The organism is Arthrobacter sp. FX8, assembly GCF_026723805.1.
Taxonomy (GTDB): Bacteria; Actinomycetota; Actinomycetes; order Actinomycetales; family Micrococcaceae; genus Arthrobacter.
Map to the genome: position 1 here is coordinate 835,541 of NZ_CP113505.1, position 20,622 is coordinate 856,162.

Genomic DNA, 20,622 nt, shown 5'->3' on the forward strand with positions numbered 1-20,622 from the left:
GCGTAGCGGGACGTTCGGCTAGCGTTGGCGTCCCGGGGACCTGCGCAGGGACGTTGGCGGGATGGGCTCGTAGAGCAGCGTCCGCACCCACCGGTTCCCCGTCTCCCGGAACTCCTTCCGCGTGGCGAAGCGGTAATGGTAACTGCGCACGCGCACCCAGTGCGGCGCGGCGCCGTCGAACGGGTCATGCCGCAGCAGCCGCAGCATCTGCCGGTCCGCCGCCAGCAGCTTGGCCAGGAACGCGTAGAACCATTCCTCGTGCACGCTGCGCAGCGGCAGGAACCACATCAGCCAGTCCAGCCGCAGGTGGTACGGGGCCCACTGCCGCGGAATCCGGCGGACATCCCCGGGCTTGCCCTTGAAACCGTACTCGCGCCATTCCGGGTTGTCGTCGGGATCGTCGTCCAGCGTGCCTTCCACCACAATCTCGATGCGCTGCCTGGTCACGGTGCCGAACGCGCCGTAGGCGTTGACCAGCTGCCACCGGTTGAAGCTGGCATTCATCAGCTGCCGGCGGGAGAAGAGGTTCCGCAGCGGCCAGTAGCTCAGGGCCAGCAGCAGGGCGGATGCTGCCAGGGTGATGGCCAGCCACCACAGCGGGGTCTCCTGCCGGCCTCCCGTGGCGGCGTCCCAGTCTGCCGGGATTGCCGGTATGACGGCGTGCGCCACGGGATCGCTGACGGCTGCAAACGCCAGCACGATTGCCATCCAGTTCAGCCAGGCGAAGTTGCCGCTGGCCACCAGCCACAGCTGGGTCACGACGACGACCCCCGCCGCCACGCCGGCCACCGGCTGCGGGGCGAACAGCAGGAACGGCACCACCAGCTGGGCGATGTGGTTGCCCACCACTTCGATACGGTGCAGCGGCTTGGGCAGGAGATGGGCCTGCCGGCTCAATGGCCCGGGCATGGGCTGGGTCTCGTGGTGGTAGTACAGGGCCGTCAGGTCCCGCCATTCCCGGCCACCGCGGATCTTGATCATTCCCGCCCCGAACTCCAGCCGGAACACCAGCCACACAATCAGGATCAGGATGGTCCGGGGCGGCTCCGTCTGGTTGGAGCCCAGGAACGCCACGGTGAAGCCCGCTTCCAGGAGCAGCATTTCCCAGCCGAACCCATAGAACGTCTGGCCCACGTTCACGATCGACATGTACAGCAGCCACAGGGCCAGGAAGGCGACCATCGGGACCCACGGCGGCCCGGCCTGCGGTATCCCCGCCACGAGCAGCGCCGACACCACCAGCCCGCCGGCACAGACACCGCGAAGCAGCCTGTCCGAGTACCGCCAGCGGAACAGCGTTGGCCGGCGCAGGCGGGTGAATGCCGCCAGGAACTCCGGCACCGGGAGGAGGCCGCGCTCGCCGAGCAGGGCGGGAAACTGGTTCAGCGTGGAGAGGAAGGCAACGAAATACAATGCGGCGACACCCCGCTGCAGCACCTGCCGGGCAAATTCGTACTCCGGCGCATCAAACCACGTGAGCCAGTCCACGCAATCCACGTTACGCCCGGCCGTCCGCGGGTCAAGGCGATTAAGGCCCGTCTGAAGGCCAGGGGCGCAGGCAGGCCGGGAAGGGTGCGGGATACTTAAGCAATGCAGCCACGCAGAGTCGTCCTCCTAGGATCCACCGGTTCCATCGGCACCCAGGCGATTGACGTCGTCGACGGCGCCCCGCACCTGTTCGAGGTGGTGGCACTCAGTGCCGGGGGCGGCAACCTGGAACTCCTGGCCCGGCAGGCTGTCCACACCGGGGCCGCGGCCGTGGGGATCGCCTCCGGAGACCCCGGACGGCTGGAAGGCCTGATCCGCGACGCCGCCGCAGCGGCAGGCCGTCCGGAATACCGCCCGGAGATCGTGGCCGGCCCCGACGCCTCCGCCCGGATCGCCGCCGTCGAGGCTGACGTGGTGCTCAACGGAATCACCGGTTCCATCGGCCTGGCACCCACCCTGGCGGCCCTTAAGTCCGGAGCCACCCTGGCCCTTGCCAACAAGGAGTCGCTGATCGTGGGCGGCAGCCTGGTCAAGGCCGCGGCAACGGACGGCCAGATCGTGCCGGTGGACTCCGAACATTCCGCGATTGCCCAATGCCTGCGTTCAGGCACCGCCGGCGAAGTGGACAAGCTCATCCTCACCGCCTCCGGCGGACCGTTCCGGGGCAGGAGCCGGGACGAGCTCCACGACGTCACCCCGCAGCAGGCACTGGCCCACCCCACCTGGGACATGGGCATGATGGTCACCACCAACTCCGCCACGCTGGTCAACAAGGGCCTGGAGGTCATCGAGGCCCACCTGTTGTTCGATATCCCGTTGGACCGGATCGACGTGGTAGTCCACCCCCAGTCCATCGTCCACTCAATGGTCCAGTTCGTCGACGGCTCCACCATCGCCCAGGCCTCGCCGCCTGACATGCGGCTGCCCATCGCCCTGGGGCTTGGCTGGCCTGCGCGCGTGCCCAAGGCCGCCAGCCCGTGCGACTGGACCCAGGCCGCTACGTGGACCTTCGAGCCGCTGGACGCCGAGGCCTTCCCCGCCGTCGGCCTTGCCAAGGACGCCGCCCGGCAGGGAAGCACCTTCCCTGCCGTGTTCAATGCGGCCAATGAAGAGGCAGTGACGGCGTTCCACGACGGCCGGATCCGGTTTACCGACATCGTCGATACCGTGGACAGTGTGCTCAGCGAACACTCAGGTTCCTCCGGGCTGACGGTGGATTCAGTGCTGGATGCTGAAAGCTGGGCACGTGCCCGGGCCCACGAACGTTTAGCAGTCAGAAGTCTCTAGGAAGCAGCACCACCTCCATGACCCCTGTCCTACTTTTCATCCTCGGCGTCGTCTTCGTCGCCCTGGGTATTGCCGTGTCCATCGCGCTCCACGAGGTGGGGCACCTGGTGCCGGCCAAGCTCTTCAAAGTCCGCGTGACCAAGTACATGATCGGCTTCGGGCCAACGCTGTGGTCCCGCCGGAGGGGCGAAACCGAGTACGGCGTGAAGGCCGTTCCGCTGGGCGGCTACGTCTCCATGATCGGCATGTACCCGCCGAACAAGGACGACGGCTCGGTCCGCCCCTCCAGCACGGGCATGTTCCAGACACTTGCCACCGAGGCCCGCTCCATGGCCCACGAGGAAGTGGGGCCGGGCGACGAACACCGGGTCTTCTACCGCCTGCCGGTCTGGAAAAAGTGATTGTGATGCTGGGCGGCCCGGCCATGAACATGATCCTTGGCGTGCTGCTCACCGCCGTGCTGCTGATGGGCTTCGGCATTGCCACCGCCACCACGACCATTTCGGACGTCTCCAAATGCCAGGTGGCCGCGGGCCAAACCGTCGATCCCGACTCTGCGGACTGCCGGCTGACGCCCGCCGCGGCGGCCGGGTTGAAGCCAAACGACACGATTACTTCCTTCGACGGCAAACCCGTCACCAGCTGGGAGCAGTTGACGGAGTGGATCCGCGCCTCTGCCGGCAGGGAAGTAGCCATCACCGTGCAGCGGGACGGCAATCCCGTGTCCACCACAGTGACCCCCGTCCTGTCGGCGCGGCCCGTGATGGGAAGCGACGGACGGCAGGCCACCGATGCTGCCGGCAACCTCCAGTACCAGGACGTGGGATTCCTCGGCATCGGTGCGCAAACGGCGTTGGTGGCCCAGCCGGCGTCGTCCGTCCTGCCCATGGCGGGGGAGAACATCCGCCAGGTGGCCGGCGTTGTCTTCAATCTGCCGGCCCGTGTGGTGGGAGTGGCGAAGGCAGCCTTCAGCGAAGAGCCCCGCGACCCCAACGGCCCCATCAGCGTGGTGGGCGTCGGCAGGGTGGCGGGCGAGGTGGCGGCCATGGAGGCCGTACCGCTGCAGTCCCGGGTGGCTACGCTTGTTGGCCTGCTGGCCGGACTGAACTTTGCGCTTGCCGTGTTCAACCTCATTCCGCTCCTGCCGCTCGACGGCGGCCATGTTGCCGGGGCCCTGTATGAGGGCATTCGGCGCCGGGTGGCAAAGCTCCGCGGACGGCCGGATCCCGGAGCGTTCGACATCGCCAAGCTGCTTCCCGTCACGTACGTGGTTGCAGCGCTGCTGATGGGGATGAGCGCGCTGCTGATCTACGCAGACATCGTCAAGCCCGTCAATCTCTTCGGATAGTCATTCAGTTTCGGCTGACTTCGAAAAATCAGCCAAATGCGATTGATCATATGGGATCAACCCCCTATGGTTGATGAATGTTCGTCATGACCATCGACCAACGCGGAAGCACCGGCGACCAGGACCGGGTTCCGTCCTTCCTTGCACAGGTTGGCCGCCTCGAACTCCCGGGGCCGGCGCACCCGGTGTTCGAACGTTCCGTCGGGGACGAGGTGCAGGGGGTGGTGCGGGAGGCTTCCGCCGTGGTGGAGATAGCACTGCACGCGCTCCGCGAAGGGCGCTGGTACGTGGGCATCGGCGTCGGCAGCGTTTCGCTGCCGCCGGATGCCAGTCCGCGGGAAGGGACCGGGACTGCTTTTGTTGCCGCCCGCAGGGCGGTTGAACACGCCAAAAGCGCCGGTTCCCAGGTGCCGTTGTCGGTGGTGCCCGGCATCATGGCGGGGGAGGCCGGCAGGGGCGTTCCTGCGGGGAGGGGGTCCGGGCGTGTGCCAACGCGGAAGCAGTGCTCCGGTTGCTCGGCCGGCTTGTCCAGGACCGCACGGAAGCCCAGTGGCGGGTGGTGGATGCCCTGCGCCGCCTGGGTGCTGGTGGCCAGGGCCCGGGCCCGCATGGAAGCCAGAAGCAGGTGGCCCGTGAACTTGGAATCTCGGAGCAATCGGTGAGCCGAACCGTGCTTCGGTCCGGCTGCCAGGAAGAATGGGCAGCCAGGCCGGCAGCCTCCATGCTTCTTGGTTACGCCGACTCGCAGATTACCCAGGCACTCAACGACGGCCAGGCATAGGAGTGTCCAGCATCTGAAGGAGCCGGACGGCCGGATCGAAGACAACCCCAATGAAGGAGACAGGTGACCGCACTTTGGGTGGCAGTGGCGCTGGTGGTGGCTGGCTTTGCCGGCTGGCCGGTCACTGCGCTGGTGTTCAAGCTGGCCCGGACCATCGACGACAAAGCCGATGCTGCCAAGGCCGCGGAGGAAGCCCGCAGGACGGAACAGGACCCCTCTGCCGACGTCACCGTGGACGATCCTTCCCCCATCGCCAGCCGCGGGGAACCGGGCAGGGCCACATCCCCGGACCCGGACGCGGTCACTGCTCCGGACGCGGTCACGGCCCCTGATGGGCCGGTTGATGCTGCCGGCAGGCCGGCCGGCCAGGCAGTGGACGGTGAGCTGACCGCCCCTGCCACCGGGCCGGCGTCGGGCGGGCCGGCTGCCGGACCCGCGCCGCCCAGCCAACGCATCCTGCGCGGCGGCGCCATCATCGGCGTGCTGGAGCGGCTGGGGGTGTGCCTCGCCATCCTCACCGGCCAACCCGTGGCCATCGCCTACATTGTCGCCATCAAGGGCCTGGGCAGGTTCGCCGAACTGAAGGAGACGCCGGTGGCCGCCGAGCGCTTCATCATCGGGACCCTCACCTCCATGCTCTGGGCGGCCGGGACCGCGGCCGCGGTGAAGGTCCTCTTCCTGCAGTGAAACTCCCGCACCGGCAGTGAGACTCCCGCCTGGCAGTGAAACTCCTGCCACGGCAGTGAAACTCCTGCTCCGGCGGGCCTGCTCCGGTGCGGGGCACTCTTGCTCCAGGGGGAACGGTACGGTACCAAGCCGGCCATGGCGATAGGGTAGCGGTATGACAGTTTTTGCCGTTGAGTACGTTTATGCCGCCAACTCCACCGACACCCGCAACGAGGTCCGGCCCGCACACCGGGAATGGACCGGCGGCCTGGCGCAGGACGGCGTCATCGTGGCCAGCGGCCCCTACGGTGACGGCGCGGGCGCCCTGCTGATCTTCAAGGCAACCGATGAAGGCGCCCTCAACTCGATCCTCAAGCAGGATCCTTTCGCCGCGGCCGGAGTGGTCGCCGGAACCCGCATCACCGAATGGTCTCCGGTAACCGGCATGCTGGCCGGGATCGCCGCGTAGCCGCCTTTTCACCCCTTTCAACTCAAGGAGTCCACGTGACCTCGGTCAGCCTGGGAATGCCGTCAGCACCACCGCCCGTCCTTGCCCCCCGCCGCAAGACGCGCCAGATCAAAGTCGGCTCGGTAGGCGTGGGATCTGATTTCCCCATCAGCGTGCAGTCGATGACCACCACGCCCACCACGGACATCAACGCCACGCTGCAGCAGATCGCCGAACTCACGGCGTCCGGCTGCGACATTGTCCGCGTCGCCTGCCCGTCCGCCGACGATGCCGAGGCGCTGCCCATCATCGCCCGGAAGTCCCAGATCCCGGTCATCGCGGACATCCACTTCCAGCCCAAGTACGTCTTTGCGGCCATCGAAGCAGGCTGCGCAGCCGTGCGCGTGAATCCTGGAAACATCCGCAAGTTCGATGACCAGGTCAAGGAGATTGCCGCCGCCGCCAAGGACCACGGCACCTCCATCCGCATCGGCGTCAATGCCGGGTCCCTGGAGCCGGGCATCCTCAAGAAGTACGGCAAGGCCACCCCCGAAGCACTGGTTGAATCAGCCGTCTGGGAAGCCTCCCTTTTCGAGGAGCACGGCTTCCACGACTTCAAGATTTCCGTGAAGCACAACGACCCCGTGATCATGGTGGCAGCCTACGAAATGCTCGCCGAAAAGGGTGACTGGCCCCTGCACCTTGGCGTCACGGAGGCCGGGCCGGCGTTCCAGGGCACCATCAAGTCCGCCACGGCCTTCGGCGCGCTCCTTTCCCGGGGGATCGGTGACACCATCCGCGTGTCCCTCTCCGCGCCCCCGGTGGAGGAAATCAAGGTGGGCAACCAGATCCTCCAATCGCTGAACCTGCGGCCCCGCAAGCTGGAAATCGTGTCCTGTCCTTCCTGCGGCCGTGCCCAGGTTGACGTGTACACTCTGGCTGAACAGGTCACCGCCGGGCTCGAAGGGATGGAAATTCCCCTCCGCGTGGCGGTCATGGGCTGCGTCGTGAACGGCCCCGGCGAAGCGCGCGAGGCTGACCTTGGCGTGGCTTCGGGCAACGGCAAGGGCCAGATCTTCGTTAAGGGCGAGGTCATCAAGACTGTTCCCGAGAGCGCAATTGTTGAGACACTGATCGAAGAGGCTATGCGTATCGCGGAAGAGATGGGGGAGGCCGATGGCGAAGATGCTGTCAAGGGTAGCCCCGTGGTTAGCGTCTCGTAGGGAGACTCCAGACCCTGCGGGGCTTTCTGTCCGCACGCTTGATGGCCAGGACACTCCCGCGCTGAAACTGCTGGCCCAGCAGGACCCTGTGGCCAACGTGTTCATCCTGGCCCACCTGCGGGCCACGGGGACTGCGGCGCCCACCAGCGGGGGCGCCGGTGTGATCGGGGTTTTCGACGACGGCATCCTGACGGGTGCCTGCTGGGCCGGAGCCAACCTGGTTCCGGTCCAGCTTGATCCCGCCCTGGCGCCCCTTGTAGCGGACGCCGCAAACAGTTCCGGCCGCCGGTATGCGTCTGCCTTTGGGCCGGCCCCCGCAGTGCTGGCACTCAACGCCGAGCTCGCTGTGCTGGGCCACCGTGCACACGAGGTCAGGGCTGACCAGCCGCTGATGATCATCGACGGACCGCCCCTTGTCCAGCCCAACCGCGGCCTGGACCAAGGGAACCTCGCCGACTTCGACCGCATCCTTCCCGCCTGCGCCGCCATGTTCGAGGAAGAGGTGGGGTACTCGCCCTACCTCGGCGGCAGGGAATTCTACAGCCGCCGCGTGGAGGGCCTCATCAGGCAGGGACATTCCCTGGTCCACCTCAACAACGCCCGTGAGGTGGTGTTCAAAGCCGAGCTCGGGGCAGTCACCGACGACGTCACCCAGGTCCAGGGCGTCTGGATGAATCCGATCTTCCGCGGCCGGGGGCTGAGCGCGGGCTACATGTCGGCAGTGGTGGAAAAGGCCCGGCAGATCGCCCCCGTGACCAGCCTCTACGTGAACGGCTTCAACACCCGGGCGCGGTCCACCTACGAACGTGTGGGGTTCCGCCAGGTGGGGACGTTCGCTACAGTTCTTTTCTAACCGGGCAGCGGTCCGCGTTCATTTGAATATTGGGGGAAAAATTGAAGACGTCCGTGCTGGGAACTTTCGGGGCATCGGCCCTTCTGGCCATAGCGGTTTCGGCATGTGGCGGTCCGGCCGCCCCGCAGTCAGCGGACTCTTCACCGGCCACGGTTGCAGCCCCTCAAACACCGACCGCGTCGCCAACCCCGACGCCGACGCCCACCCCGACACCAACGCCCACGCCAACAGCCACGGGTTACACCAGTGACCAGTTGGCTGCCATCGTGGGGCAGGTCCGGGATGCTGCCGACCGCAGGCTTTCCGTCCTGCCGAAGGCCGACATCGCTGCGGCGATCGAGCAAACCAAGGCCATGATCTCCTCCGTCGACGTCCAGCCGGCGGAGTGCAAGGAACTCGCTGCGGCGGGCACGGTGCCGTCCGTGGAGGATGCAACCATAACGATAGGCATGAGTACTGACACCGCCACCGGCGCGGTCACGGCCCTGTCGCTGGTGGCCGGCCTGGATAAAGGCGTCCTGGCCCAGGTTACGGACCCGTCCGAGCAGCTGGCGAAGTGCTCCTCCATGACCATGACGGTGTCAGGCATGGACGTTGCCGTCACCATTACTCCGGTAACGGGTGTCACCGGGCTGCCGGGCGCCGTCGCCTACCGCACGGACAGTGCGTTGCCAGATGGCCGCACGCAGTCCATGGTCAGGGCGCAGGTGGTCCACCGCGGCGTACTGATCGCCTCGGTGGCGTCCGGCGGCGAAAGCGAAACCGACGCGGTCCGTCGGGCAGGTGCGCTCCTGGACTCGGCTGCCGCCCTGGTCAAGTAGAACCCGGCTTCCGGGACACGTCCGTCGACCTCCTCAGGACAGGGGCCCGGTGAGGTACCGCTGGACAGCCGGCGCGACCAGCCGCACCACGTCCTCGGGGGCTGCGGACGCGAGCGGCTCCAGCCGGACCACGTAGCGCACCATCATGAGGCCCACGACCTGGGTGGCCACCAGGCTTCCGCGCAGCGCCACCTCTTCAGGCGTCCCGGGAACAGCTGCCATGATCCTGGTGATCACCCTGCGGGTCACCGTTTCCCGCAGGAGTGCCGTTTTGGCCTTGGACCCGATCGTCCCGCGAAGGAAGGCCAGCAGGCCGGCCTGCGCGGGGCTCTCCCACAGGCGGAGCACCGTGCGGACGATCAGTTCCGCCCGCTGGGCGGGGTCCGAGTCCGCCATGCCCGCCAGCACCTGTTCCGGGTCGGCCGGCAGCTCCACGCTGAGGGCAAAGAGTTCATCCTTGCCCTTGAAGAAGTGGTGGACCATCCCCGGATCCACCCCTGCGGCGCGGGCCACCTGCCGCAGGCTGGTTCCCTCGAAGCCGTGCTCGGCGAAGAGCTTCCGGGCGGTGTCGAGGATGTGCTCCCGGGACTCTGTGGCGCCGCCCCGGCGGCCCCTGCGGACCGGAAACGCATCAGGGCCCTCCGGACCGGTTGCAGGACGGGACAGCTTCACGGGGTCCGCCGCCGCAGCGTGAAGGCGGCGAGGACCAGGACACCAAAGGAGATGGCCGCCATGGTGCCCGCGTCCTGCCACAGCCGCCCGGTCGCGTCCGCGTGGGACGCCACCTCCTGGAGGGCATCCACGGAAAAAGTCAGGGGCAGCACATTGGAGATCGCTTCCAGCACATCATTCATCCGGTCCCGCGCCACGAACAGCCCACACAACAGGATCTGCGGCACCACCACCACCGGCATGAACTGGACCGCCTGGAACTCGGTCCTGGCGAACGCCGAACAGAACAGGCCAAGGGCCACCCCCAGGACGGCGTTGATCACAGCGATCAGCACAACGTAACCCGGGGCGCCCGCGATGTCGAGCCCGAAAATCCAGTACGCCACAGCCGTGGCCACCAGGGACTGCAGGGCGGCCATCAGGGAAAAGGCCACACCGTAGCCGAACAGCAGGTCGGCCTTGTGGACGGGCGTCGTCAGCAGCCGCTCCAGGGTTCCGGAGGTGCGCTCCCGAAGCATGGTGATCGAGGTGACCAGGAACATCACCACGAACGGAAAAATGGCCAGCATCATCAGGCCAACGCGGTCGAACGTGCGTGGCGCGCCTGGCGGGACTGACTCATTTTCGTAGAGGAAGTACACCGCCGTGAGCAGGAGTGCCGGGACCACCAGGATCATGGCGATGCTGCGGTGGTCATGGCGGAGCTGGCTTAGCACCCTGCGTGCCGTGGCGAGCATCATCCGGACGTCCATCACCGCACGCTCCTGCCCTGTTGCATCCCTGCCCCTTCGCCGCTCCTGCCGGCATGGCGCTTCGGCGGGATCCCGGCGTCGTAATTTTCCTGCTCCCTGATGATGGCCAGGAAGGCCTGCTCCAGGTTGGCGCTGTGCCCCTGCCTGCCCAGCTCTTCCGGTGTGAGCTGGGCCAAAAGCCGCCCCTCGCGCAACAGCAGCAGCGTTTCGCAGCGGCTTGCCTCCTCCATGACGTGGCTGGATATGAGGAGTGTTGTTCCTGACTCCGCCATGGCCCGGAAACGGTCCCAAAGGTCCGCGCGCAGCACGGGATCCAGGCCCACCGTGGGCTCATCCAGTACCAGCAGCCGTGGCTTCGCCACCAGGGCGCAGGCCAGGGATACCCGGTTGACCTGGCCGCCGGACAGGTCGGCCGTCTTGCGGCGGGCCTGGGCACCAAGTCCGACGGCGTCAATCGCCTCAGCCACGTCGGCTCTGCCTTTCCGGTGCATGGCGCCGAAATAGCGCACGTTCGCTTCGACCGTGAGGTCAGGGTAGATGCTGGGTGACTGGGTAACGTAGCCCACCTGCCGCCGCAGGGACGGGCTTCCGGCGGGCAGCCCCAGCACCTCGAGGGTTCCGGCGGCAATGCGCTGCGCTCCCACGATGGTCCGCATCAGGGTGGTCTTGCCGCTCCCGGAGGGCCCCAGCAGGCCGGTGATCCGTCCCGCCGGGATGGTGAAGTCCACACTGTGGAGCACGGCTTGCCGCCGCAGTTTGACAGAGAGCGACGCGGCCACGACCGCACCGGCCGCGCCACCGCGGTCCAACGTAGTGGATGCTGCATGGGACATTGTTGCCTCCGGGCGCGTCCGCAGGTGGCGCCGCACAACGGCTAATTCATCACCTGATGAATTAAAGCTAGGCCTGGCCCTGACAGCCGTCAACAGGTTCATAAAGTAAAAACACTTGTCAAACGTGTGCGCGATCACATAGGTTCAACCTAGCTGCGCTGGAAGTGGGGTGGGCGGTCTCACCAGTCCTCACCAGTACTTAGGCGATAACGGCGTTGGGCCACGCCCGGATGCGATGACCAGCCTCATTGGGGGGCCAGGGGCTTTGTATTGCCGGGCGTGGCCCTACTGTGTCCGGGGTCCGCAGTCCGTGCCGCTTGTTGAGTGCCGGTAGATTAGTACCCAGACGAATTGTCCGGCCCTGCTGACCCAGCACTTCCCCAGAAACGGATACCACCCGTGGTCATACGACTGTCCCAGCTTTTCCTGCGCACGCTGCGCGAAGACCCCGTCGATGCCGAGGTTGCCAGCCACAAACTCCTGGTCCGCGCCGGCTACATCCGCCGCGCGGCCCCCGGTATCTACACCTGGCTGCCGCTGGGGCTGAGCGTGCTGCGAAAGGTCGAGGAAATCATCCGTGAGGAAATGGCTGCCATCGGCGCCCAGGAAGTCCACTTCCCGGCCCTGCTGCCCCGCGAGCCGTACGAGGCCACCAACCGCTGGACCGAATACGGTGAAGGCCTGTTCCGGCTCCAGGACCGCAAGGGTGCGGACTACCTGTTGGCCCCCACCCATGAGGAGATGTTCACGCTCCTGGTCAAGGACCTGTACTCGTCGTACAAGGACCTCCCGTTGAGCCTGTACCAGATCCAGAACAAGTACCGTGACGAGGCACGCCCGCGGGCAGGGCTCCTCCGCGGCCGTGAGTTCATCATGAAGGACTCCTACTCCTTCGACGTCGACGACGCCGGCCTGGACGCCAGCTACGCAGCCCACCGGGGCGCCTACCTGAAGATCTTCGAGCGCCTGGGCCTCGAGGTGGTTCCGGTGGCAGCCACCGCCGGTGCCATGGGCGGCTCCAAGAGCGAGGAATTCCTGTTCCCCACCGAGATTGGCGAGGACACCTTCGTCCGCTCGGCCGGCGGTTATGCAGCCAACGTGGAAGCCGTCACCACCGTGGTGCCCGACGATATCGACTTCAGCAACGCCCCGGCCGCAGAGGTCCTGGACACCCCGGACACCCCCACCATCGAGACGCTGGTTGCCGCGGCGAACCAGATTGCCCCGCGCGAAGAGGCCGACGGCGGCGCCTGGACTGCGGCGGACACGCTCAAGAACGTGGTCCTCGCCGTCACGCTGCCCACCGGTGAGCGGCAGATGGTGGTCATCGGCGTCCCCGGCGACCGCGCCGTGGACCTCAAACGCGTGGAGGCCAACATTGGCGCCTTCCTGCCGATCGCGGGCGAGATCGGACTCGAGCAGGCCGGCGAGGAGGACCTCAAGAAGCAGCCGCTGATCGTCAAGGGCTACCTGGGCCCCGGACTTTCGCTGGACCAGCCGCTCCTCGGATCCGACAGTGCCACCAAGCTGCTGTACCTGGTGGACCCGCGCGTGGTCAGCGGAACAACGTGGATTACCGGCGCCAACGAGGCGGGCAAGCACGTCTTCGGCCTGGTGGCCGGACGCGACTTCGGCTGGGACGGCGTCATTGAGTGCACCGAAGTACGCGCGGGCGACCCCTCACCCGATGGCTCGGGCCCCCTGGAGACCGCCCGCGGCATTGAGATGGGCCACATCTTCCAGCTCGGCCGCAAGTACGCCGAAGCCCTGGACCTCAAAGTGCTGGACCAGAACGGCAAGCAGGTGGTGGTCACCATGGGCTCCTACGGCGTTGGCGTGACCCGCGCCGTTGCCGCTTTGGCCGAGGCCAACCACGATGACCGCGGACTCGTCTGGCCCCGCACCGTAGCCCCGGCCGACGTGCATGTGGTGGCAGTGGGTCGTGGCGAGGAGATCTTCCAGGCTGCCGAAAAGCTTTCGGCTGAGCTCGAGGACGCCGGCCTGTCCGTCATCTACGACGACCGCCCCAAGGTTTCGCCGGGCGTGAAGTTTGGCGACGCTGAGCTGGTTGGTGTGCCCACCATCCTGGCCGTGGGCCGCGGCCTGGTGGACGGCGTGGTGGAAATCAAGGACCGCCGCAGCGGGGAAGCCGAGAACATCGAGGTGGACAAGGCCGTGGACTACGTGGTTAACGCCGTTCGAAACCAGTGATTTCCGGCTTCGAATCGATCCAGCCCGCCACCATCATCCTGATCGTGGTGGCTGGATTCGCAGCCGGGTGGGTTGACGCGGTGGTGGGCGGCGGGGGGCTTATCCAGCTTCCCGCGCTGCTCCTGGTACCCGGGATCGCACCCGTCCAGGCGCTGGCCACCAACAAGATGGGCTCCATCTTCGGAACCGCCACCAGCGCCGCCACCTACTACCGGCGGGTGGGCCCGGACCTCCGGACCGCCATCCCCATGGCAGTGATAGCCCTGGCGGGCAGTTTCGGCGGGGCGAGCCTTGCCGCCACCCTGCCGGCCGGGGTATTCAAGCCCATCATCGTGGTGGCGCTGGTCGCCGTCGCGCTGTTTACCGCCCTGAAACCCGGGGTCGGTGAGCTGACGGCGCTGCGCCACGACGGCCACAAGCATTACGTCGTTGCCTGCCTCATCGGGGCAGTGATCGGCTTTTACGACGGCCTCATTGGCCCGGGGACGGGATCCTTCCTGGTCATCGCCCTGGTGTCCGCCATGGGTTACGCGTTCCTCGAGGCCAGCGCCAAGGCCAAGATCGTGAACATGGCCACCAACGCCGGCGCACTGCTGTTCTTCCTGCCGCACGGATCCATCCTGTGGGGCATCGGCCTGCTGCTCGGCGGAGCCAACATGGCCGGCGGCTACCTTGGCGCCCGCACGGCAGTGCAGCAGGGGAGCAAGTTTGTCCGCATTGTCTTCCTGGTGGTTGTTGCGGCCCTGATCATCAAGCTCGGCTACGACGTCTGGCAGGAAAACTTCGCCTGACCGGTCCCTAAAAACTGCTCCTCGTGGCGTGGACCGGCCCGGCGTAGCATGCAGGTATGGCACACGGCGATGACGGGTACACCCCGGCACTGGCGGCCGCAGCGCAGCATGCGCAGGCCTGGCTGGACAGCCTTTCCCACCGCCCCGTGGGACCCAGCCTGCACGCCTCCGAGCTCGCCGCAGTGTTTGGCGGGCCCCTGCCGCCGGCGGGCATGCCCGCCGATGAGGTAGTCAATTTCCTGGCCAACGCAGCGGGGCCGGGGCTCATGGCCATGCCCTCGGGCCGGTTCTTCGGCTGGGTTATCGGCGGGACACTGCCCGCGGCCCTGGCGTCGGACTGGCTGGTCAGCGCCTGGGACCAGAACGCCGGGCTCCGCTATGCAACCCCGGCCACCGCGGCGATTGAGGAAGCCGCCGGACAGTGGGTCCTGGAGTTGCTGGGCCTGCCTTCAACTGCCGACGTCGGATTCGTCACGGGCGCCACCATGGCAAATTTCACCGGGATGGCGGCCGCCCGCTGGCGGTTGCTCGCCGATGCGGGCTGGGACCTGGACCGGGACGGACTCTTCGGCGCACCCCGGATCCGCTGCTTCGTGGGACGGGAACGGCACGACACCGTGGACCTTGGCCTGCGCTACCTGGGCCTGGGACAGCCCACGCAGGTCCCCGCCGACGGGCAGGGCCGCCTGGTCCCCGCAGCACTGGACGCCGCCCTTGCCGCCGGCACCGGCCCCGCCCTGGTGTGCCTCCAGGCAGGCAACCTGCACTCCGGCGCCTTCGACCCCTTCACCGAGGCCATCGCCGTTGCCCGCAAACATGGCGCCTGGGTGCACGTTGATGGCGCCTTCGGGCTGTGGGCCGCGGCCGCGCCGGAACTGCGGCACCTCATGCGCGGCTGTGAGGAAGCGGACTCGTGGGGGACGGATGCCCACAAAACCCTGAATGTGCCATACGACTGCGGCATTGCCATCGTCAGGGACCCGTCGGCCCTGCGGGCCGCCATGGGCCTGCACGCCAGCTATCTCGTCCACGATGCGGAAGGCCCGGGCGACCCGTTCGAGAAGGTCCCGGAACTGTCCCGGCGGGCCCGCGGAGTGCCGGTATGGGCGGCCCTGAAAAGCCTGGGCCGGGACGGCGTGGCAGCCCAGGTGGGCGGACTGGCCTCTGCTGCCACCGCAATCGCCCAAGGCATGGCGGCTTTGGACGGCGTGGAGGTGCTCAACGACGTCGGCTACACCCAGGTGTGCCTGGCTTTTGGCGACGACGACACCACCCGCGCAGTCACAGCCCGCATCATCGAGGAGGGAAGGGTGTGGATGTCCGGCTCACGGTGGCGGGACCGCGACATCCTTCGGGTTTCGGTAAGCAACTGGCATACCTCGGACGACGAGGTGGCCATAGCCGTGGATGCTGTCCGCTCAGCCCTGGCTGCTGTTCGGAACTCCTGACGGTTTTTCGATCGTTCTTCACCGGACGGTGCGGCCCTCTCGGGGTGCGGAGTGCCCTTAGCCGCCCTGGCCGGGTTCCGGCAGCGCATGGGGATGCGGGAGGCCTTCCAAGGTGTTTCCGGCAAGGGTGCTGGCAACCCAGAGGGACCGGGCCAGGTCGCCAGGATGGCGGTGCGACGCGTACCAAAGGGCATTGTCCACCTCCCTGGCGATACCCCATTGCCGGGCTACATCGGGGTCAAGTCCGGCGGCCGTGCTGAAGTCGTTGCAGCGGCTGAGCAGCGCCGGCCCGGCCTGGACTGCCGGCAGGTCTCCAAGGCGGTTCCACAGCAGCGGCGCCACCGCGAACTCCGGCTCGCCGATCATCGGCTGGGGGTCGATCGCCGCGTAACCTGCCGGTGCCGGCGGCCCGTCCGTGCCCGGGCGCGCCAGGATGTTCAGGAAATGGAGGTCGGTGTGGACCAGCAGATCATGCGCGGACCGGCGTCCCACCGCGCCGCGCGTCTGGCACACCTCCAGGGCTGCCTCCAACAGCCACCTGGGAAACGGCCGGCCCAGCTGCTCCCAGTCCGCTGGAAGGTCGTCACTCCACTGTTCCGCCCTGGCCGCGATGTGACCGAATTCCCGCCACTCAGGGCGGTGGTCAGGGACAATCCCCAGCTGCCGCACCAGCCCGCCCCACACCTGCGCGGCGTCCTCCATCGCCAGGTCCGCCAGCGTCCTGCCGGCGTCGAGGCGTTCCAGGAGCACGGCGCAAGACCCTGCATCAGAGGCCAGCAGCGCAACTGCGCCCCGGCCGTCCCAAAGCGCAAGGGCATGCCGCTCCACCGTTGCCTCGTCGTGGGGAAAAGCGATCTTGAGCGCTGCCGGGGAGCCATCGTGCCGGCGCACCGGCACCACCAAGCCGCCGTGGCCGTTCCACGGCAGGGTCGCAGGCGGCAGGTCAACCGCCAGTTGCCACTGCTCCAAGCGGTCCCGCAGCAGGACCGGAAGGCTGACAAGCCATGCCCTTCCCTCGCTGCTGCGGGCGTAGCGGGCCGAAAGGCCGGGCGGAATGGGGACCGCCGCCGCGGAGCCGCTCACCATGGGGTTGGTCATCCCGTTGTCAGGAATCATGGGATCGGGAATCACGGCGTCAGGAATCACAGCGTCAGGCACCGCGGGGTCAGACAACACCGGAGGCCCCGAGCAGCTTGCCGATCAGGAATGTTGCAGCGAGCGCCAAGGCACCGCCCACCACCACGCGGACGGCGGCGCGTGTTTTTGAACCGCCGCCGATCCAGGCGCCAACTGCCCCCGTCAAGGCCAAAGCCAGCAGGACCGAAATAAAAGTCAGCAGGACCCGGATCTCCGGCGGCGGAAGCAGGATAGCCAGCATGGGCAGGATGGCCCCGACGGTGAACGCGATGGCGGAAGCGAAAGCCGCATGCCAGGGGCTGACGATGTCCGCCTCATCAATGTTGAGCTCGGCGGACAGGTGCGCGGCCAGCACATCGTGGGCGGTAAGCTCCCGGGCAACCTTGGCCGCTGTTTCAGGGGTGAGACCCTTGGCCTGGTAGATGGCGGTCAGCTCGGCCAGTTCCGCTTCCGGTTCTTCCGCCAGCTCGCGGCGTTCCTTCTCGATCAGGGCCCGCTGGCTGTCGCTTTGGCTGCTGACCGACACATATTCGCCCAAGGCCATCGACACTGCACCGCCCACCACTCCGGCGACGCCTGCCGTGAGGATGGATCCTATCTCGGCGGTGGCCCCGGCCACGCCCACCACAATGGCAGCGACGGAGACAATGCCGTCATTGGCGCCCAGGACGCCGGCCCTGAGCCAGTTCAGCCGGTGCGCAATATCGTTGCCGTGTGGTTCGGTCTCGAGGTGGCTGTTGAGCCCGGGGCTCGCTGCCGTCCCTCCCGGGTCGTCGGCCGGTTGGTCCGCGTTCATCCCATCAGCAAACCACCCATGCCCGCCCATCGCCACCCTGTAGGCGGCTTTCTTCGGGCACGCGACAGAACGAAGCGGGCACGCTGAGACCGCACGGGTTCAGGATGCGGTTGGCGACGTCGTGGGGCCGGCGCTGGCAGGAAGCCTGGCACCGGCAGGGAGGGCGGGCAGTTGCTCGGCGTCCAGGGCCAGGCCGGGAACAGGTCCGGGGTCTGCGCCCCACCGCATGGCCCGTCCGGCGGCAGACTGCAGCGCCGACATTGCCCACTGCCGGTCCTGGCCCTGGGATACCGCCACGACGTCGCCGTAGGCCGCCAGCGTGGCCGCCTCAAGCTTGCCCAAACCGGCGGCCGGTGCTGCCAGGAAGCCAGGATCAAGGACGTACCCGGGCTGTTGCGGCACGGGCGCGCCGCAGGCAGACAGCAGGCGTTCCTCCGCGGCCGCGGCCTGTTCCTTATGCCGGACCAGGAATTCCGACGCCTGTCCCTCCTCCGCGGGCGCCAGCCGGGGAGTGCCGCCTGGTAGCCGTAGGTGGCCTGGTGCTCCGCGGTGATGGCAGCGGCCAGTGCCTGGCGTATCCCCGCAGCAGTGCCGGGCCCGGTGGTCTCCGGGACGGTGGCCGGCGCCGAAGGCGAGGGGCAGGGCGCTGGGGTTCTCGCTGCCCCGGAAGTCTGTCCCTCAGTTACTCCCGTACCCTCCGTTCCTGACTGTCCCTGCGTTCCTGCGTGTCCCTGCGGCGCGGGCATCCCCGTTGCGGCAGCAAGACGCCCGGCCGCGAGGAGCTGTGCCGTGCCGGTGCCCGCCAGAAGCCGCGCCATGCCGCCGTCGGCCGTTTCCGCGTCCTTGACGCGCGCGGCGCCGCTGTCAGCCAGGGCCTGGACAAATTCGGCGGCAGTTGGGAGGCCGGCACTGGGAAGATCGGCACTGGGAAGATTTGCGCTGGGAAGATTGGCACTGGGGAGGCCGGAAGTGGAAGGTGGTGGGGGCGACGCCGGCGCTGACTCCGGGGCAGGGCCCAGCAGTGCCCTTGCCTGGATGGTCAGCAAGGTCACAACCGGCTCCAGCACGGTGGCGTCCGCGGCACCGGCGGAGGCGAGCTGCATTCCCGCAGTACGCAGGTCCACTGCCTTGCTGAACGCCGCCGCCCGGGCCCGCTCCGAGAAGGAAGGCTGGGCAGGTGCGGGCTTTTCCGCGGGAACCAGGGCAAAACCGAGGCTCAGGACAACCAGCGCGGCAAGGGCGAAGACGGCAAAACGGAGCGGGCGCATGCGGGGGCTGGGGCCCTGGGGGCGGTCTTTCACAACAGACCATGGTGTCACGCTGAAGGGGAACCCGGGTGCACCAATGGCCGGTAAAATAGCTACGCTAGTAAAACCACATCATCTATAGGGAGGCGGCCGGCATCGTGAGCAATGCAGAAGCCACGGCTTCACCAGACCACACCGGTACGGGAAGCGGATCCGCGCCGGCCCACAACCCCGAAGCTGCCCGGCTCCGGGCCCTCCTGGAACCCGCAGTCCAGGCCAACCGCCTGTACCTGGAGGATGTGGCCATCATCCCCGGCTCGCACCGGGTGGTCCACGTCGTGGTGGACCTGCCGCAGGAGGAAAGCGGTGGCGTCAGCCTTGACGTCATTGCGGACATCTCCAAAGTGCTCTCGGATGTACTGGACAACGATCCCAACGACGACGGCCGTCCGTACGACCTCGAAGTGTCCTCGCCCGGCGTGGGGCGCCCCCTGACGGAACCCCGCCACTGGCACCGGGCCCGCGGCCGGATGGTCAAGGTGAACGTGATCCAGGGCGACAACATCACCGGCCGCATCCAGTCCGTGGACGATGGGGGAGTCACCCTGGTCCCCGAGGTCGCCGTCAAAAAGGGCATGAAGCCCCGGCAGGGCGAACCCGTAAAACTTCCTTTCGACAGGATCCGCAACGGAAAAGTCGAGATCGAATTCAGCCACCTCCCCGAGGACGGTCTGGAACCTGAACACAATGGACCTTCTGAGGAGGCCTGATGGATATTGACATGAGCGCACTGAGACTTTTGGAGCGTGAGCGTGAAATCCCGCTGGACCTCCTGATCCCCACCATCGAGCAGGCGCTCCTGGTGGCCTACCACAAGTCACCCGGCGCCTTCGAGAAAGCGCGCGCCGAGCTGGACCGCAAGAGCGGCCACGTCACAATTTGGGCCGTGGAGATTGACGACGACGGCGCCCCCATCGGTGAATTCGAGCACACCCCGGAAGGTTTCGGCCGGATCGCCGCCAGCACTGCGCGCCAGATCATCCTGCAGCGCCTCCGCGATGTCGAGGACGATAACGTCCTGGGAGAATTCAAGGGCCGCGAAGGCGAACTGGTGTCCGGTACCATCCAGCAGGGCAACAACCCGCACATGATCCAGGTAAACCTCGGCTCCATCGAAGCCCTGCTGCCGCCGCCCGAGCAGGTTCCCGGTGAGAAGTACATCCACGGCAACCGCCTCCGCGCGTTGGTCATCGACGTGCACCGCGGGACCAAGGGTCCGTCCGTCACGCTGTCCCGGTCCCACCCGGGCCTGGTCCGCAAGCTCTTCGAACTCGAAGTACCCGAGATCGCCGACCACTCCGTGGAAATCGTTGCCCTGGCCCGCGAAGCCGGCCACCGCACCAAGATCGCCGTCAAGGCGAACACCCCGGGGATCAACGCCAAGGGTGCCTGCATCGGCGAGATGGGCTCACGCGTCCGCGCGGTCATGACCGAGTTGAACGATGAAAAGATCGACATCGTTGACTTCAGCGAGAACCCGGCCACCTTCATCGCCAGCGCACTCTCGCCGTCGCGCGTGAATTCCGTCACCATCACGGACGAAGCCACGCGCTCCGCCCGGGTTGTCGTTCCCGACTACCAGCTGTCGCTGGCCATCGGCAAGGAAGGCCAGAACGCCCGGCTGGCGGCGAAGCTGACCGGCTGGCGCATCGACATCGTCTCCGACGCCGCGGTTTCCCGCGACAAGTAACGTCCAGGCACCGGTGGCTGGCGCGACGCGGCAGCCACCCGGTTTCTGGCAGAACGGCCCAAAGGGGCTA

Annotated in this window: 21 protein-coding genes and 1 pseudogene; 15 read left to right on the top strand and 7 right to left on the bottom strand. The window is 67.3% G+C overall.

Annotated elements, in window-relative coordinates:
* Window positions 1-18: 18 nt before the first annotated feature.
* Window positions 19-1,488, bottom strand: a complete 1,470-nt coding sequence (locus tag OUO20_RS03815; protein WP_018771678.1) for a lipase maturation factor family protein — start codon at window positions 1,486-1,488, stop codon at window positions 19-21.
* Between the two features lie 102 nt (window positions 1,489-1,590).
* Between OUO20_RS03815 and dxr the strand changes: the two genes are divergently transcribed.
* The 10 genes and pseudogenes from dxr to OUO20_RS03865 all read left to right on the top strand — a co-directional run bounded on the left by dxr (window position 1,591) and on the right by OUO20_RS03865 (window position 8,915).
* Window positions 1,591-2,775: a 1-deoxy-D-xylulose-5-phosphate reductoisomerase gene (dxr, locus tag OUO20_RS03820; protein ID WP_268002871.1), complete on the top strand. Its 1,185-nt coding sequence runs from the start codon at window positions 1,591-1,593 to the stop codon at window positions 2,773-2,775.
* 17 nt (window positions 2,776-2,792) lie between these two features.
* Window positions 2,793-4,123 (top strand): annotated as a pseudogene (locus OUO20_RS03825) (M50 family metallopeptidase).
* 86 nt (window positions 4,124-4,209) lie between these two features.
* Window positions 4,210-4,785 carry a MarR family transcriptional regulator gene (locus OUO20_RS03830; protein WP_268002872.1) on the top strand — a complete coding sequence of 192 codons (576 nt, stop codon included), beginning with the start codon at window positions 4,210-4,212 and terminating at the stop codon, window positions 4,783-4,785.
* A complete protein-coding gene (locus OUO20_RS03835; protein WP_268002873.1) occupies window positions 4,782-4,904 on the top strand; it encodes a hypothetical protein in 123 nt (40 codons plus the stop codon). The genes OUO20_RS03830 and OUO20_RS03835 overlap by 4 nt, the downstream gene beginning before the upstream one ends.
* Window positions 4,905-4,967: 63 nt before the next feature.
* Window positions 4,968-5,591, top strand: a complete 624-nt coding sequence (locus OUO20_RS03840; RefSeq protein WP_018771943.1) for a hypothetical protein — start codon at window positions 4,968-4,970, stop codon at window positions 5,589-5,591.
* Window positions 5,592-5,745: 154 nt separating this feature from the next.
* Window positions 5,746-6,039, top strand: a complete 294-nt coding sequence (locus tag OUO20_RS03845; protein ID WP_018771944.1) for a YciI family protein — start codon at window positions 5,746-5,748, stop codon at window positions 6,037-6,039.
* A gap of 35 nt (window positions 6,040-6,074) precedes the next feature.
* The gene (ispG, locus tag OUO20_RS03850; protein WP_018771945.1) at window positions 6,075-7,241 is read left to right on the top strand and encodes a flavodoxin-dependent (E)-4-hydroxy-3-methylbut-2-enyl-diphosphate synthase; all 1,167 of its coding nucleotides are present in this window, start codon (window positions 6,075-6,077) and stop codon (window positions 7,239-7,241) included.
* Window positions 7,204-8,094, top strand: a complete 891-nt coding sequence (locus OUO20_RS03855; RefSeq protein WP_056389905.1) for a GNAT family N-acetyltransferase — start codon at window positions 7,204-7,206, stop codon at window positions 8,092-8,094. Before ispG ends, OUO20_RS03855 begins: the two co-directional genes overlap by 38 nt.
* 103 nt (window positions 8,095-8,197) lie before the next feature.
* Entirely contained in the window at window positions 8,198-8,344 is a 147-nt protein-coding gene (locus tag OUO20_RS03860) for a hypothetical protein (RefSeq protein ID WP_268002874.1), read from the top strand.
* Between the two features lie 4 nt (window positions 8,345-8,348).
* On the top strand, window positions 8,349-8,915 hold the full coding sequence (locus OUO20_RS03865) for a hypothetical protein (RefSeq protein ID WP_268002875.1): 567 nt from the start codon (window positions 8,349-8,351) through the stop codon (window positions 8,913-8,915).
* Window positions 8,916-8,948: 33 nt separating this feature from the next.
* On the opposite strand, the gene OUO20_RS03870 is transcribed toward OUO20_RS03865, so the two are convergent.
* The 3 genes from OUO20_RS03870 to OUO20_RS03880 form a co-directional block, all read right to left on the bottom strand.
* On the bottom strand, window positions 8,949-9,491 hold the full coding sequence (locus OUO20_RS03870; protein WP_442781128.1) for a TetR/AcrR family transcriptional regulator: 543 nt from the start codon (window positions 9,489-9,491) through the stop codon (window positions 8,949-8,951).
* 92 nt (window positions 9,492-9,583) lie between these two features.
* Window positions 9,584-10,339 carry an ABC transporter permease gene (locus tag OUO20_RS03875; RefSeq protein ID WP_442781129.1) on the bottom strand — a complete coding sequence of 252 codons (756 nt, stop codon included), beginning with the start codon at window positions 10,337-10,339 and terminating at the stop codon, window positions 9,584-9,586.
* Window positions 10,339-11,172, bottom strand: coding sequence for an ABC transporter ATP-binding protein (locus tag OUO20_RS03880; protein ID WP_223994619.1), 834 nt, complete (start codon window positions 11,170-11,172; stop codon window positions 10,339-10,341). Before OUO20_RS03880 ends, OUO20_RS03875 begins: the two co-directional genes overlap by 1 nt.
* Before the next feature lie 399 nt (window positions 11,173-11,571).
* Here OUO20_RS03880 and OUO20_RS03885 point away from each other — a divergent pair, with 399 nt between their 5' ends.
* From OUO20_RS03885 to OUO20_RS03895, 3 genes are read left to right on the top strand one after another with little or no spacing between them, the layout of a single operon-like run.
* On the top strand, window positions 11,572-13,383 hold the full coding sequence (locus OUO20_RS03885; RefSeq protein WP_268002876.1) for a proline--tRNA ligase: 1,812 nt from the start codon (window positions 11,572-11,574) through the stop codon (window positions 13,381-13,383).
* On the top strand, window positions 13,380-14,174 hold the full coding sequence (locus OUO20_RS03890; protein ID WP_056389888.1) for a sulfite exporter TauE/SafE family protein: 795 nt from the start codon (window positions 13,380-13,382) through the stop codon (window positions 14,172-14,174). Before OUO20_RS03885 ends, OUO20_RS03890 begins: the two co-directional genes overlap by 4 nt.
* A gap of 56 nt (window positions 14,175-14,230) precedes the next feature.
* Window positions 14,231-15,622: a pyridoxal phosphate-dependent decarboxylase family protein gene (locus tag OUO20_RS03895; RefSeq protein WP_268002877.1), complete on the top strand. Its 1,392-nt coding sequence runs from the start codon at window positions 14,231-14,233 to the stop codon at window positions 15,620-15,622.
* A 57-nt stretch (window positions 15,623-15,679) separates the two neighbouring features.
* Here the strand turns inward: OUO20_RS03895 and OUO20_RS03900 are convergent, their stop codons facing one another.
* The 3 genes from OUO20_RS03900 to OUO20_RS03910 all read right to left on the bottom strand — a co-directional run bounded on the left by OUO20_RS03900 (window position 15,680) and on the right by OUO20_RS03910 (window position 18,197).
* Window positions 15,680-16,720, bottom strand: coding sequence for an aminoglycoside phosphotransferase family protein (locus OUO20_RS03900; RefSeq protein ID WP_268003376.1), 1,041 nt, complete (start codon window positions 16,718-16,720; stop codon window positions 15,680-15,682).
* 67 nt (window positions 16,721-16,787) lie between these two features.
* Window positions 16,788-17,555, bottom strand: a complete 768-nt coding sequence (locus OUO20_RS03905) for a VIT1/CCC1 transporter family protein (RefSeq protein ID WP_268002878.1) — start codon at window positions 17,553-17,555, stop codon at window positions 16,788-16,790.
* Between the two features lie 99 nt (window positions 17,556-17,654).
* Window positions 17,655-18,197: a DUF4439 domain-containing protein gene (locus OUO20_RS03910; RefSeq protein ID WP_326498089.1), complete on the bottom strand. Its 543-nt coding sequence runs from the start codon at window positions 18,195-18,197 to the stop codon at window positions 17,655-17,657.
* 763 nt (window positions 18,198-18,960) lie between these two features.
* Between OUO20_RS03910 and rimP the strand changes: the two genes are divergently transcribed.
* The gene (gene rimP, locus OUO20_RS03915) at window positions 18,961-19,572 is read left to right on the top strand and encodes a ribosome maturation factor RimP (RefSeq protein WP_056389881.1); all 612 of its coding nucleotides are present in this window, start codon (window positions 18,961-18,963) and stop codon (window positions 19,570-19,572) included.
* Window positions 19,572-20,552: a transcription termination factor NusA gene (gene nusA, locus OUO20_RS03920; RefSeq protein ID WP_018771959.1), complete on the top strand. Its 981-nt coding sequence runs from the start codon at window positions 19,572-19,574 to the stop codon at window positions 20,550-20,552. Before rimP ends, nusA begins: the two co-directional genes overlap by 1 nt.
* Window positions 20,553-20,622: the final 70 nt, after the last annotated feature.